At 61.7% G+C, this 13,507-nt stretch carries 15 protein-coding genes and 2 tRNA genes; 7 read left to right on the top strand and 10 right to left on the bottom strand.

Annotation, left to right across the window (positions count from 1 at the left end; translation table 11 throughout):
- Positions 1-60 precede the first annotated feature (60 nt).
- From AB0O81_RS01980 to AB0O81_RS01970, 3 genes are all read right to left on the bottom strand, one after another.
- Complete coding sequence (locus AB0O81_RS01980) at positions 61-624, bottom strand: hypothetical protein (protein ID WP_363580671.1); 564 nt, start codon at positions 622-624, stop codon at positions 61-63.
- A 42-nt stretch (positions 625-666) separates the two neighbouring features.
- On the bottom strand, positions 667-1,179 hold the full coding sequence (ssb, locus tag AB0O81_RS01975) for a single-stranded DNA-binding protein (protein WP_363580669.1): 513 nt from the start codon (positions 1,177-1,179) through the stop codon (positions 667-669).
- Positions 1,180-1,375: 196 nt separating this feature from the next.
- Positions 1,376-1,588 (bottom strand): methyltransferase, encoded by a 213-nt coding sequence (locus AB0O81_RS01970; protein ID WP_363580668.1) that lies wholly within the window; start codon positions 1,586-1,588, stop codon positions 1,376-1,378.
- A gap of 108 nt (positions 1,589-1,696) precedes the next feature.
- Here AB0O81_RS01970 and AB0O81_RS01965 point away from each other — a divergent pair.
- The 6 genes from AB0O81_RS01965 (at position 1,697) to AB0O81_RS01940 (ending at position 3,745) form a co-directional block, all read left to right on the top strand.
- Positions 1,697-1,769: transfer RNA gene (locus AB0O81_RS01965), tRNA-Arg, on the top strand.
- Between the two features lie 61 nt (positions 1,770-1,830).
- Positions 1,831-2,454, top strand: coding sequence for an oligoribonuclease (gene orn / locus AB0O81_RS01960; protein WP_363580666.1), 624 nt, complete (start codon positions 1,831-1,833; stop codon positions 2,452-2,454).
- Between the two features lie 37 nt (positions 2,455-2,491).
- Positions 2,492-2,567 (top strand) — tRNA-His (locus tag AB0O81_RS01955).
- Between the two features lie 16 nt (positions 2,568-2,583).
- A complete protein-coding gene (locus AB0O81_RS01950; RefSeq protein ID WP_363580664.1) occupies positions 2,584-2,931 on the top strand; it encodes a metallopeptidase family protein in 348 nt (115 codons plus the stop codon).
- Positions 2,922-3,230 carry an ATP-dependent Clp protease adapter ClpS gene (gene clpS, locus AB0O81_RS01945; RefSeq protein WP_363580889.1) on the top strand — a complete coding sequence of 103 codons (309 nt, stop codon included), beginning with the start codon at positions 2,922-2,924 and terminating at the stop codon, positions 3,228-3,230. The genes AB0O81_RS01950 and clpS overlap by 10 nt, the downstream gene beginning before the upstream one ends.
- Positions 3,227-3,745, top strand: coding sequence for a DUF2017 family protein (locus tag AB0O81_RS01940; protein WP_363580662.1), 519 nt, complete (start codon positions 3,227-3,229; stop codon positions 3,743-3,745). The genes clpS and AB0O81_RS01940 overlap by 4 nt, the downstream gene beginning before the upstream one ends.
- 9 nt (positions 3,746-3,754) lie before the next feature.
- On the opposite strand, the gene AB0O81_RS01935 is transcribed toward AB0O81_RS01940, so the two are convergent.
- The 6 genes from AB0O81_RS01935 to gatC are packed head-to-tail and all read right to left on the bottom strand — an operon-like array spanning position 3,755 to position 9,353.
- Positions 3,755-4,348 carry a hypothetical protein gene (locus AB0O81_RS01935; RefSeq protein ID WP_363580660.1) on the bottom strand — a complete coding sequence of 198 codons (594 nt, stop codon included), beginning with the start codon at positions 4,346-4,348 and terminating at the stop codon, positions 3,755-3,757.
- Complete coding sequence (locus AB0O81_RS01930) at positions 4,323-4,643, bottom strand: hypothetical protein (protein WP_363580658.1); 321 nt, start codon at positions 4,641-4,643, stop codon at positions 4,323-4,325. Before AB0O81_RS01930 ends, AB0O81_RS01935 begins: the two co-directional genes overlap by 26 nt.
- Before the next feature lie 46 nt (positions 4,644-4,689).
- Positions 4,690-5,949, bottom strand: coding sequence for a DNA polymerase IV (dinB, locus tag AB0O81_RS01925; protein WP_363580656.1), 1,260 nt, complete (start codon positions 5,947-5,949; stop codon positions 4,690-4,692).
- Positions 5,950-6,007: 58 nt separating this feature from the next.
- Complete coding sequence (gene gatB, locus AB0O81_RS01920; protein WP_363580654.1) at positions 6,008-7,522, bottom strand: Asp-tRNA(Asn)/Glu-tRNA(Gln) amidotransferase subunit GatB; 1,515 nt, start codon at positions 7,520-7,522, stop codon at positions 6,008-6,010.
- Complete coding sequence (gatA, locus tag AB0O81_RS01915; protein ID WP_363580652.1) at positions 7,522-9,045, bottom strand: Asp-tRNA(Asn)/Glu-tRNA(Gln) amidotransferase subunit GatA; 1,524 nt, start codon at positions 9,043-9,045, stop codon at positions 7,522-7,524. Before gatA ends, gatB begins: the two co-directional genes overlap by 1 nt.
- An 8-nt stretch (positions 9,046-9,053) precedes the next feature.
- Entirely contained in the window at positions 9,054-9,353 is a 300-nt protein-coding gene (gatC, locus tag AB0O81_RS01910; RefSeq protein ID WP_363580650.1) for an Asp-tRNA(Asn)/Glu-tRNA(Gln) amidotransferase subunit GatC, read from the bottom strand.
- 69 nt (positions 9,354-9,422) lie between these two features.
- Here gatC and AB0O81_RS01905 point away from each other — a divergent pair, with 69 nt between their 5' ends.
- Complete coding sequence (locus tag AB0O81_RS01905; RefSeq protein WP_363580648.1) at positions 9,423-11,126, top strand: long-chain-fatty-acid--CoA ligase; 1,704 nt, start codon at positions 9,423-9,425, stop codon at positions 11,124-11,126.
- Here the strand turns inward: AB0O81_RS01905 and ligA are convergent, their stop codons facing one another.
- Positions 11,127-13,496 carry an NAD-dependent DNA ligase LigA gene (gene ligA, locus AB0O81_RS01900; RefSeq protein WP_363580887.1) on the bottom strand — a complete coding sequence of 790 codons (2,370 nt, stop codon included), beginning with the start codon at positions 13,494-13,496 and terminating at the stop codon, positions 11,127-11,129.
- Positions 13,497-13,507: the final 11 nt, after the last annotated feature.

The raw sequence follows: 13,507 nt of genomic DNA, 5'->3' as shown, positions 1-13,507 counted from the left end.
GCGATGTCAGCGTCTCAGCCTACCGGGCGCGAGGCATGCCCGCCTTCTACGGAGTTCGCGCTACCAGTCGATGACCCGAGTATTGCCGACCAGACACGTGCCCTCGTCGAGGCCAGGCAGAACTACGGCGACCGGATCTCCGGTGGCGGGGCCTACCTGCCCAACGAGGCACTGCTCGCCCCACTTCACGGAGAACTGGATGCTCTCGGCAGCGTTGCCAACTGTCGAATAGTCCTCCGTCACTTCCATGTCGGCTTGGTCGAAGCCGACTGCAACGAGCGCGTCAACATACGCACGCCCCGACGCATTGTCGGCTGATGCCCACACCTCGTCGACTATCTGTGCGAACACTTCCAGATTTTGCTCCGCCGTTCCGTCCGCATCGAACGCGGGGACGGTTGCGGTAGGCGTCGGCGTAGCCGCCGAGGTCGCTGTGACGCTCGCGCTGGGGGTAGGAGTTTCGACCGGCTCAGCCGGAGCGCAACCAGCCAAGGCGCAGGCAAGCAAAACCATGCCCACGGCGCCAGACCACCGGCCACGGGTGGTAGCGGGCAAGGCAGTCGTAGCGGACAAGGCAGTCGTAGCGGACAAGGCAAACACGGGTCGCTCGGGACGTCGATGCACCCAGCGATTCTAAGGGCAGACATCCCGAGCACCCCCTGTGAGTCAGACCGGCGCGTGAATAGCCTGCTGTTCTGATGCCGATGCTGGCTGATCGTCTATCGAGGTCGCCGCGCCCGGGAGCGCGGTCGGCCAGTCCGAGCCTGCAGACCCGTCTGCCGCCCATGCGTCACCACTGGGCTGGTCGGCTCCCGCATCATCGCGCGGCGCGCGGGTGTACACGGTGCTCCCCCAGCGCAGATCATGACCGACAGCATCCGCTTCAATATCGGCAGACATGCCTTTTCCCGCCGACGACTCCCACGTTCGAAGCCGAAAGCGACCGCTCACGATGACCGGATGTCCTTTGCGCAACGAAGCGAACACATGCTCGCCCAGGGTGCGAAACGCTGAGACCTGATACCAGTTGGTCTCGTCGTCGGTCCATTCACCAGTGGCTTTGTCTCGGCGCCGTGCGGTCGTACCGACGCGAAAGCTCGTCACTATGTCGCCGGTAGAGATACGCCTTTGCTCCGGATCCGCGGCCAAGTTGCCCCTGATCGTGATGGTGTCTTGCATGCTCTGCTCCTTTCACACCCGGGAAGGTCCGCGGGCCCGCCGGCGCCGCGTGCCCGTCAAGCGCCGGCGGTCAGATCAGAGTGCCCTGCAACGAGGCGGCAAAGACTGCTTGGTCGCGGTCGTGGGAACAACAAACATGCCGGTCATGCTGGGGAGGATGCAGCAGACTCTGCGCACGAGCGAACGCTCACGTCGCCTAGTGCTCGCGGAACGACGGCCAGTCGCTTCCCGGGGGCATATGCGCATGGAGCGCGTTCTTAGCGATCTCCATCGTCTCGTATGTGCCTGTAACTGCATCGGCGCCGGCAATCGTGACGGTGTAGCCGCTGTCATCCTTGCGGATGCTCCCTGCAACGCCTGACGCGCCGTATGCAATCCATAGAGCGTGGTGTGTGTCGGTGGTGCTCATCATCGAACTCCTTTCGAATACCGCTTTCTTGGAACGGTACGCCGGGTTCGCTCGCGGCGCTAGAGTTCGTTGGAGCGTGTCGCAACGCTGTAACCTAGTGTTACCTTTCCCTCCGTAGCTCAGGGGATAGAGCGAGCGGTTTCTACCCGCAAGGTCGGGGGTTCGATTCCTCCCGGGGGGGCAAAAAACTCACGTTTGTCATCGTTAACGGCTTTGTCGGCGTTCGCCAATAGGCTGGAGCCATGGCGGCAGGCTCAAAGAACGACCGACTCGTATGGATCGACTGCGAGATGACGGGGCTCGACCCCGAGATTGACGAACTCGTCGAGATAGCGGTGGTCGTCACCGACTTCGATCTCAACGTGATCGACGATGGCTTTCAAGTTGTCATCAAGCCCGACGCGTCAGCGCTCGAGAACATGAATGACTTCGTTACGAAAATGCACGAGAAGTCAGGACTGCTCAAGGAGATCCCCGACGGTGTGAGCCTCGGCGACGCAGAGTTTCAGGTGCTCGAGTACCTGCAACGATTTGTCGCGGAGGGCAAGGCGCCGATTGCGGGAAATACGATCGGCACTGATCGCATGTTCTTGGCCAAGTACATGCCCAGAGTGGACCGCTGGTTGCATTATCGCAGCGTCGATGTATCAAGCATCAAAGAACTCTCCCAGCGGTGGTACCCGCGCAGCTACATCCACGCCCCGGTGAAAGATGGCGGCCATCGGGCACTCGCTGACATCCTTGAGTCGATTCGAGAGCTCGCGTACTACCGACAAGCCGTCTTCGTGGCAGAGCCCGGACCGACAAGCGAGGACGCGAAAGCCGCCGCGGCTGCAGCAGTGTCATCATTCGCCTCTCGAATGTGAGAGAATATTTCGGTTGCCCATTCCGGTGGGAAACATGGTGGGTATAGCTCAGTTGGTAGAGCGCGGCCTTGTGGTGGCCGATGTCGCGGGTTCGAGCCCCGTTACTCACCCCAAGTATCGGAGTTGCTGATGGAAATGGATGCAGCAACTTTCGAGCAGCTAGTAATTGACGAGTTGGATCTTCTGCCCGACGATATGGTCGATGGATTAGACAACATCATCTTCGTCGTTGAGGATCTCGCAGAGGATGGTAGCGCTGATCTCTTGGGCTTGTACGACGGGTGGGCGCTGACTGAGCGCGATCTTTACGGAGTCGGAGAACTGCCCGATCGGATTATTGTGTACCGACACGCGCACCTGGCCGTCTGCGACAACGAAACCGAATTGCGCGACGAAGTGCACAAGACACTTGTGCATGAGATCGCGCACTTCTATGGGATTGATGACGCGCGTCTGCACGAGCTGGGCTGGGCATAGTGAGCGCGCTAGTAGCCCCCGACGTCACTGAAGATCTCGAACTTCTCTCTGCACAAGAACCGCAACGTGTGTGGCAGACACTGGTGTGGGATGACCCCGTGAATCTGATGAACTATGTGACACACGTCTTTCGTACATACTTCGGCTACCCCAAGCCTGTGGCAGAGAAGCTGATGCTTGCCGTCCACAACGATGGTCACGCGATAGTTGCCGAAGGCGCGCGGGAGCAGATGGAGCTGCATGCCCAGGCCATGCATGACTACGGGCTGTGGGCCACTGTGAGGCAGGCACCGCAGTGACAAGGGAGATTGTTCTCGAGTTCGCACGCATCGAAGCTGCCCATATTGCGGGGCTGACTACCCAGTTTGTCGAGTTGCTCTCGGAGCAACCCGATTCGCCACAGGATCCCGCAATCGCTCGTCTCGTTCCGGACGCGTATCGCGAAGATCCGGATGCTGCGCGAGAGTTTCGCGGGCTCACCGAAGTAGATCTGCTCGACAGACGGCGCAGCGAGGCCGCCATCGTTCTGGCTTCGCTAGAAGGTGCTGTGGCGACAGACGCGCTCACATCGCAGCCAGGTGACCCTGCGTTGCGCGAGACGGTCGCCGTGACTCTTAACGCGACCGAAGCAGACGCGTGGTTGCGCACGCTCGCAGCCGTTCGTTTGGTTCTCGCTACCCGGCTGGGGGTGGCCGACAGCGATGAGTCGCGCGACGAAGACGACGCGCGATTCGGAATCTACGACTGGGTGGGATACCGGCTACACCTTATTGTGGATGCCATAGACGAAGCCACTGATCTCACCTCCAAATAGCCACCCGCGCTATGGAACCCGCACCACATGTGTGGCGAGCGATTCGGGGGCGTCCAAGGCAAGATGGACCGCTTCTTGTCGTGCCCATCGCTCCCAATGCGGTCGGTAGAGCTCGCCATCTCGCGCGAGAGCTCGCGCCCGACGTGATGGCAACGGCGACTCGATCCAGACGCGAATGTCCCCGAGCGAAGCCGATTTCTCAGTGAGCAATCCGCAACCCTCGACAATGAGCGGAAGAGACGGATCTACCGCGTGCGCTTCCGCGGGCTCCGACCGCTCCCAGTCCCAGCGTTGCCAGACGCCGATCAGCCCACGAGCATGCGGACGAAGAACTTCCTCGGTCGCTGTCGCCACCCCGTCAGCAAGTCCATCCCATCCTGGATAGATGGAATCAAGCGCGACAAGTTGCACGCGTCCCACTCGAGGCCACTGTGCAACGAGTGCTTCTGCGAGAGTGGATTTACCGGCACCGCTACGTCCATCGATCAACACCGCAGGGTTGCTCGCGTCGACCGCAACGACAGCGTCGAGGATCTGCTCAGCGGCCCGCTGAATGGAACGTGCTAGTGCGTCGGGTCTACTTCTTGAGGATTCGGATGACACGGGTGAGCGAGTGACCTGCAACAAGAATGAGAGGAATCGCGATTACAGCGATCATCACCAGGTTGGGCTCGAAACGCAGATCGTCTCCGCGCCGAATGTATGCACCGATAGGGACGGCGTAGCCACCGCCACCGCCACCGCCGTTGCCCGACGAGTCCTCTCCCCCACCGAACCCAGTCCAGGTGAGGGCGACCGGGATCATACGCACACCGGCGACGTCCTGCTGCTCGCCATAGATGCTGCTCACGCCGAAGGTTGCGGACTGCTTGCCGAGTTCAAGTGCGATGTTGGGCATGAGGCTACGCTACCCTCACGCGGGCCAACTGCCCAGCCAAAATCGGCTATTTTGCCTTCGGCAATTGCGGATGCGACGGCAGCGTGCCGCCGCCACGCGCTTCACCGAGCAAGGTTGCGCGCGTGATGGCACCTCGACCGAAGCGTGCACTTGCCGTATCGACGGCGCCCTCTACCCGTCGCCACTCCTCATCGTCATCCCAGAGCGCCAATGGTGAAGCACCCGCGGACTGGAGTCGCTCCGCTCTCACCCCCAGCAAGCGCACCGGCAGCGGACGCGAAATGCTCGCGAAAAGTTCGTGGGCGGCGTCACCAATCCTCTGCCCCACTGCGGAGGGCTCGGCCAGAGAGCGGGAGCGCGACACCGTGGTGAAGTCTGCGAAGCGCACTTTGATAGCGACTGTCGTCGCTTCCCATCCGGACTCTCGTAGGCGCGCACCTACACGGTCTGCCAGTCGGCGCAACTCCGTGCGCAAGACCACGGGATCAGCGATGTCATCGTGAAACGTCTCTTCGTGCCCGATGCTCTTCTCAACGCGAGTGGTGTCGACAGTGCGAGGGTCAATCCCGCGAGCCAAGTGCCAGAGGCGCTCCGCCATGGCACGCCCGAGCGTGCGCTCCAACACGCTCGTTGGCGTGTCGAGAATGTCTCGCACCGTGTGGATGCCACGCCCTGCGAGGGATTCGGCAGCCTTCGGACCAACTCCCCACAGCGAGCGGACCGAACGAGCCTGCAAGAACGCCGCGGTGTCTGTTTCGGCGATGATGAGCAATCCATCGGGCTTGCTTAGCGTCGAGGCCATCTTGGCGACATGTTTTGTCGCGGCCACACCGATGCTGCACACCAGTCCCGTCTCGGCACGAACTCGTCTTCTCAACTCGATCGCAATCTCGCCGGGGCTCCCCCACAGCCGTCTCGCCCCTCGAACATCGAGAAACGCCTCGTCGATCGACAGAGGTTCAACCAGCGGCGTGACGTCACGAAAGATCGCCATCACGTGAGACGACAGCGCCCGGTATCGGTCGAAGTGCGGGGCGACGACGATCGCGCTCGGACACAGCCGCAGTGCTTCACTAACCGGCATTGCTGCCCGCACCCCATACTTTCGCGCCTCATAGGAAGCGCTGGAGACCACGGATCGCCCTTCGGGCGCGCCGATGATGATCGGTTTGCCTATGAGAGATGGGTCATCTAACTGCTCGACTGAGGCGTAGAAGGCGTCCATGTCGACGTGCAGGATGCCCGTTCCGGCGTCGTTTGCTCCGCTGGGCGACACAACACGACCCGAGCCATCACCACGTCCCATGCTCGCTATTCTCTCGTGAGGCGTCGACATTCATGTCGACGCGTCACGCAAAAGCTGACTACTGAGCGGAGCGCTCGATGATGAGCTCACGCACGCGAGCAGCATCCGCCTGGCCTTTCATCGCCTTCATCACCGCGCCGATGATCGCACCCGCTGCTTGAACCTTGCCGTCACGAATCTTCGCCAGAACATCAGGCTGTGCAGCAAGAGCCTCATCGATGGCCGCTAACAACGCAGTGTCGTCTGAGACGACAGCCAATCCGCGGGCGTCGACGACCTCCTGCGGAGTGCCTTCACCTGCGACAACACCCTCGAGCACCTGGCGCGCCAATTTGTCGGTAAGCGTGCCTGCATCCACGAGCGACTGCAGTGCCGCGACATCGGCGGGGGTTGCCAACTCAGACGCTTCCCGACCGGCAGCGTTGGCGAGACGAGTAAGCTCACCCGTCCACCACTTTCGCGCTGTCGCTGGGGTCGCGCCGGCTGCCACTGTCTCGGCAATCTCGGCGAGCAAACCACCGTTGGCCACGTCTTGGAACTCGAGATCGGTGAAGCCCCACTCTGTCTTGAGCCTGCGTCGGCGCGCGGCCGGCGGTTCAGGAAGCGCGCCTCGCAGTTCGTCGATCAACTCGAGTGAGGGTGCGACAGGTAGCAGATCCGGCTCGGGGAAATAGCGGTAGTCATCAGCATCAGATTTCGGACGACCTGGCGACGTAGCGCCGGTGTCTTCGTGCCAGTGTCGTGTTTCTTGTGTAATCGTGCCGCCATCCGCGAGGATCGCTGCCTGACGCTGAATCTCATAGCGCACGGCACGTTCCACAGAACGCATTGAGTTGACATTCTTCGTCTCGGTGCGAGTTCCGAGCTTCTCCTGCCCGCGCGGACGGATCGACACATTGGCGTCGCATCGCAAGTTGCCGCGTTCGAGTCGCGCTTCCGAGATACCCAGTGACAGCACGATGTCCCGGATCGTCGCGACGTACGCCTTAGCGATCTCGGGTGCTCGGTGCTCTGCGCCGAAGATGGGCTTGGTGACGATTTCGACCAACGGAACGCCGGCACGGTTGTAGTCCACGAGAGAGTACTCGGCCCCCTGGATGCGTCCGGTCGCACCACCCATGTGGGTGAGCTTTCCGGCATCTTCTTCCATGTGGGCGCGCTCAATCGGCACGGTCACTACGGTCCCGTCAGCAAGCTCAACATCTACTGAGCCCTCGAAAGCGATCGGCTCATCGTATTGCGAGATCTGATAGTTCTTGCCCAGATCAGGATAGAAATAGTTCTTGCGAGCAAAACGACTCGAGGGAGCGATCGAACATCCAAGGGCGAGGCCCAAGCTGATCGAGTACTTGACTGCCTCGGCATTAACCGTCGGCATCGAGCCGGGCAACCCCATATCCACGGGGGCGACCAGAGTGTTGGGCGCCGCGTCGTGATTGTCGGAATGAGCCGGGTTCGCAGCGCCAGAGAACATTTTGGTCTTGGTATTGAGCTCGACGTGCACTTCGAAACCGAGCACCGGTTCGTACAGCTCCAGGGCTTTGTCGAAGTCCATCAATTTGGCTTTAGCCATCAGAGCACGCCTCCTTCGCGCGCGAGCAGCTCGGGCGCGCGGTCAAGCAGAGGCCCTCCCCACGAATCAACAAGTGTCGCCTCCAGCGCGGCACCGACACTGTACAGACGCGCATCTTGACGAGCGGGAGCGAGGAACTGGATGCCCACTGGCAAGCCATCTTCCTCCGCGAGCCCCGACGGGATCGAGATTCCTGGAACACCCGCGAGGTTGGCGGGGATCGTCGTCAAGTCATTCAGGTACATCTGAAGGGGATCATCGATCTTCTCCCCGATTCGGAACGCGGTCGTCGGCGCCGAGGGCGTCGCGATGACGTCGACCGACGCGAACGCCGCGTCGAAGTCCTGCTGAATGAGCGTGCGGACCTTCTGCGCCGACCCATAGTAGGCGTCGTAGTATCCAGCGGAGAGCGCGTACGTTCCCAGAATGATGCGCCTCTTGACCTCCGGGCCGAACCCCGCGTCTCGAGTCGCGGCCATGACGTCTTCGACCGTTCCGCCAGGAACGTTCACGCGCATGCCGAAGCGCACAGAATCAAACTTTGCGAGATTGCTTGATGCCTCGGCGGGGAGGATCAGATAGTAGGCGGCGACCGCGTACTCGAAGTGCGGGGCACTGATCTCGACGATCTCGGCTCCCTGCGCTTCCATCGTTGCCAGCGCGGCGCTGAAGGATGCCGAGACGCCCGTCTGAAAACCGGAGTCGGCGAATTCCTTGATGACTCCGACCTTGAGACCCTTGAGAACATCGCCTCGCGCGCCTTCGCGGGCAGCGTCGGCGAAGGAGGGCCACTCCTGCGAAATGGACGTGGCATCGTGTGGATCAAATCCTCCGATGATGTCGTGGAGGAGCCCCGCATCGAGGACGCTGCGCGTCACAGGCCCGACCTGGTCAAGGCTTGACGCGAGCGCAATAGCCCCGTAGCGACTCACCCCGCCATAGGTCGGTTTGATACCCACTGTTCCCGTGACGTGCGCTGGCTGGCGAATCGAGCCCCCCGTGTCGGATCCGAGTGCCAACGGCGCCTCAAATGCGGCGACCGCAGCGGCCGAGCCACCGCCGGAACCTCCTGGGATTCGATCGAGATCCCAGGGGTTTCGGGTCGGCCCGTAGGCCGAGAACTCCGTTGACGAGCCCATCGCGAACTCGTCCATGTTTGTCTTGCCAAGCAAAACCAGACCTGCTGCGCGCGAGCGCGCCACGACCGTGGCGTCGTAGGGCGACATGTAGCCCTCGAGGATCTTCGATCCGCTGGTGGAGGGCATATCTGTCGTGACGAGCACATCTTTCACAGCCAACGGCACACCGGCAAGCGGGCCGAGCGTCTCACCCGACGCACGACGTCGGTCGATGTCGGCGGCAATATCGAGGGCATGGTCGCTGACGTGCAAGAACGCGTGCACGTCAGTGTCGACGGCCGCGATGCGATCAAGATGCGCCTGCGTGGCTTCGACGCTCGATACCTCTCGCGAAGAGAGTTTTTCGGCCAGCGCCGCAGCGCTGATCCTGGTCAAATCTGTCACGGGGTTCCTCACTGCTCTTCGCCGAGGATGGCAGTCACTCGGAATCGACCGTCGGCCGCGTCCGGAGCGTTCTGCAGCACCTGGGCGGGGGTGAGCAAGTCGCCCACCTCGTCGGCGCGAAACACATTCTGCATCGGGATCGGGTGACTCGTCGCCTGAATGTCGGGCGTAGCTACCTCCGACACCTTCGCGATGTTGTCAACGATCGCGTCGAGCTGACCCGTGAGTTGCTCAACTTCTTCGTCGTTCAATTGGATACGGGCGAGCACACCGAGGTGCCGCACAAGTTCTGGGGTGATTTCAGACACCCGTCAAGTGTAGGCGTTCACGCTCCCCCTCTCCCGAGGTGACCGGCTACGACAAGTAGGCTGGTCGTTGTGACAACGACGTATGACCCGCCCAGACCATGGATCGCAAGCTACGCGGACGGTGTACCTGAAGATCTGACCCCGGCTACCGGTTCTCTGGTGGATATCGTGAACGCGTCGGCGCGCGACTATCCAGAAGCGCCCGCATTGCAGTTCTTCGGGCGGGAAACGACATACGCCGTTTTACATGATCAGATCGAGCGGGCTGCCGAAGGCTTGCGTGCGCGGGGAGTGAGCGCGGGAGACCCCGTCGCACTGGTCCTGCCCAATTGCCCGCAGCACATTGTTGCGTTCTACGCAATTCTTCGCGTGGGTGGCGTGGTGATCGAGCACAACCCGCTGTACACGCCACGTGAGATGCGCAAGCAGTTCGAAGACCATGGCGCCAAACACGCCATTGTGTGGACCAAGGGCGTGAAGATTATTCAGGAGTTTCCCGAAGATCTCGCCGTGGCGAACATTATCTCCGTTGACGTCACACATGCCATGCCGCTCGGAATGCGGCTTGCACTCACTCTCCCCATTCCTAAGATCCGCGAGTCCCGCGAAGCGCTGACGGAGCGTGTGAGCAACACGACCTCGTGGGCGAGCATCGTCGGCTCAGAGCCTCTCTCTCGCTCACACCCCATGCCTGAGACAGATGATCTCGCTCTCATCCAATACACAAGTGGCACGACTGGCACCCCCAAAGGCGCCGCGCTGACGCATCGAAACCTGCTCTCGAATGCTGCCCAGGCTCAAGCCTGGGTGCCGTCGATCACGCGTGGTGATGGATGCGTCGTGTACGCCGTGCTGCCGATGTTCCACGCCTACGGGTTGACGTTGTGTCTGACGTTCGCCATGTCTATGGGCGCCCGGCTGGTGCTCTTTCCGAGGTTTGACCCCGACATGGTGCTTGCTGTGCACAAGAAGCATCCCGCGACCTTCTTGCCCCTCGTGCCTCCTATCGCAGATCGGCTTTTCAAAGCGGCACAGGAACAGGGAGTCTCTCTCGCGGGTACAGAGGTCGCGATCTCTGGCGCAATGGCCCTCCCCCACGAATTGGTTGTGCCCTTCGAAGAAGCATCAGGCGGATTCCTCGTCGAGGGCTATGGGCTCAGCGAATGCTCGCCCGTGCTCATGGCAAACCCGGTTGCTGCCAACCGGGTGCCTGGAACTGTCGGGCTGCCGCTGCCCGGCACTGAGTGCCGAGTAGTCGACCCCGACGATCCGACCACCGTCGTGGGCGCGGGCGAACGGGGCGAGCTGGTCGTGCGCGGCCCGCAGGTGTTCAGCGGGTACTACGGCAAGCCTGAGGAGACTGAAAAGGTGTTCGCCGATGGTTGGTTCCGCACCGGCGACATCGTTCAAATCGATGACGACGGATTCGTGCGCATTGTCGACCGCATCAAAGAGTTGATCATCACCGGCGGATTCAACGTCGCCCCCACCGAGGTAGAGATCGCGTTGCGCCAGCACCCTCAGGTAGAGGACGCGGCCGTCGTAGGGCTGCCGAGCAGCCACTCTGGCGAGGAAGTCGCTGCTGCGATTGTTGTTGCTCCGGGAACGGAGATCGATGTGAGTGCGGTGCGTGAGTTCGTGCGCAACATTCTCACGCCCTACAAGGTTCCACGGCAGGTGTTCGTGGTGGACGAGCTGCCAAAGTCACTCATCGGTAAGGTGTTGCGGCGCCAGGTACGCGAAGAGCTGCTTCAACGCCTAGCGACGGACTGATCACCCCGCGTCAAGCCCCGCGGGTCCTTGAGTGACCAGAGTGTGAAACTGCTCCGCGTCTAGGATCCGTAACCCGAGCGCTTCCGCTTTGGCCAGTTTGGATCCTGCGCCTGGTCCCGCTGCCACAAAGTCTGTCTTCTTGGACACGCTCGACGCTGCCTTTCCGCCAGCCTGGACAATCGCCTCCTGTGCTCCGTCACGGGTGTATCCCTCAAGGGAGCCGGTCGCGACGACTGTCATGCCCTCAAGTACACCCCCGCGCTGAGCGGCCGCTCCAGGACCCGGATGCCCAGGAGTTGCCAGCTGTGCCCCTGCTCGTGACCACCGCTCGACGATCTCACGGTGCCAATCGACCTCGAACCAATCCAACACGGAGTCCGCAATGATCGCTCCTACCCCTTCAACCGCAGCGAGTTCTTCACGAGATGCCGCACGGATGCCGTCAATCGAGCCGAACCACCCGGCAAGCGCACGCGCAGCGACCGGCCCGACGTGCCTAATGTTCAACGCGACGAGAAAGCGCCAAAGCTCTTTGGTCTTCGCCTTCTCGAGTTCCGACAGCAGCGTAAGCGCCTGAGCCGAGGGATGTAAGACCACGTGATCCTTTCGAATGCCTGCGGCTCTCCGCTCAGCCGGGGTGGCGTTCTCCCAGCCCGGTGGATACGTACGTTCCGAGCGCTGAAAGGGTGCACGCCGCACGCGCTCGCCCGTGGTTTCATCTACACGTGGCTCGCCAGTCTCGGCATCACGCACCACCACTTCAATGGGAACGAGCTGGTCGAGTGTGAGATCAAACAATCCGGCTTCGGTCTCTAGCGGAGGCGACGATGGCACCGAGGGCTGAGTGAGCGCCGCCGCCGTTACCTCTCCGAGTGCCTCGATGTCCAATGCACCCCGTGATCCCACATGCTCGACTCGACCACGCACTTGTGCGGGGCACGCGCGAGTATTGGGACACCGCAGGTCGACGTCGCCTTCTTTAGACGGAGCAAGTTCCGCGCCGCACTCGGGACAGTGTGTCGGCATGACAAACACTCGCTCGGTGCCGTCACGGAGTTCAACCACCGGGCCCAGAACCTCGGGGATCACGTCTCCCGCTTTGCGCAAGACGACGGTGTCGCCGATCAGAACGCCCTTGACCTTCACCACATCTTGGTTGTGCAGTGTCGCTTGGCGTACCACGCTTCCGGCCACGCGGGCCGGCGCCATTACAGCAAACGGCGTTGCGCGCCCCGTGCGCCCGACAGATACGACGATGTCGAGAAGCTTGGTGTTCACCTGCTCTGGCGGGTACTTATAGGCAATTGCCCAACGCGGCGCCCGACTGGTGGCTCCGAGCTCGTCATGCAGCGCCAACTCGTCGACCTTGACCACGACCCCGTCAATTTCGTGCTCGACATCGTGGCGGTGAACCCCGTAGTGCTCGACAAAATCCAGAACGCCGTCGATACCATCAGAAGTCTGGAAGTAGGGGCTAGCGGGGAGGCCCCATTCGCTCAGTAGCGCATACATCTCGCTCTGAGATTCGACCGGGGGTTCGGGCCACGCTCCGATGCCGTGCACGAATAGCCGCAATGACTTCACGCGCGCTACCCCCGCTTCATGCTCAAGGCCGGTCTTCTTATCGAGCTGTTGGCGCAGTCCACCACTGGCCGCATTGCGGGGGTTTGCGAACGCAGGAAACCGGCGCTCCGCGCTAAGACGAGCTTTGTCTTCATCGAATGCTCGACTGCGCCTGCGCCCACGGCTCTCTTCGAGAGCGCGGTCTCGCATGTCTGCCTGTAGCGCATTGAGACGTTCGAACTCCGCGACCGGAATGAACACCTCGCCCCTGACCTCAACAAGATCGGGATGGCCATTGCCATCGAGCTGCTGTGGAATGCCTTCAACGCGCACAGCGTTGGCGGTGACGTCTTCACCCACCCGCCCGTCGCCCCGAGTCGCAGCGGAGGTCAATATCCCGTTCTCGTAGCGCAGGCTGATAGCCAAGCCGTCGATCTTCAGCTCAGTCAGCCAACGCACCGCCCTGCCCGAAGCTGACTGGGTCTTCACACACCATTCCCGCAGTTCATCGGCGGAGAACACATTGTCGAGACTGAGCATCCGTTCGGCGTGCTCGACCGGATCAAACAGGGTACTTGTGGCGGCGCCCACACTCCGTGTCGGGGAGTCCTGACCCTGCAATTCGGGATAGAGCTGCTCAAGCGATTGCAGGCGCGCCATCCACGCGTCATACGTCGCGTCGTCCACAATCTCAGCGTCAGCACCGTAATACGCATCGCGCGCACCAATCACGAGATCGGTGAGCCTACGAGACTCGTCACGGGCGTCGCCAAGGTTCAGCGCCTTGAGGTCGCTGTCGTCCTGCATTTCACGTGCCA

Source organism: Microbacterium sp. NPDC076911, assembly GCF_040687125.1.
Classification (GTDB): Bacteria; Actinomycetota; Actinomycetes; order Actinomycetales; family Microbacteriaceae; genus Microbacterium.
This window is presented reverse-complemented; position numbering and strand designations above follow the sequence as displayed.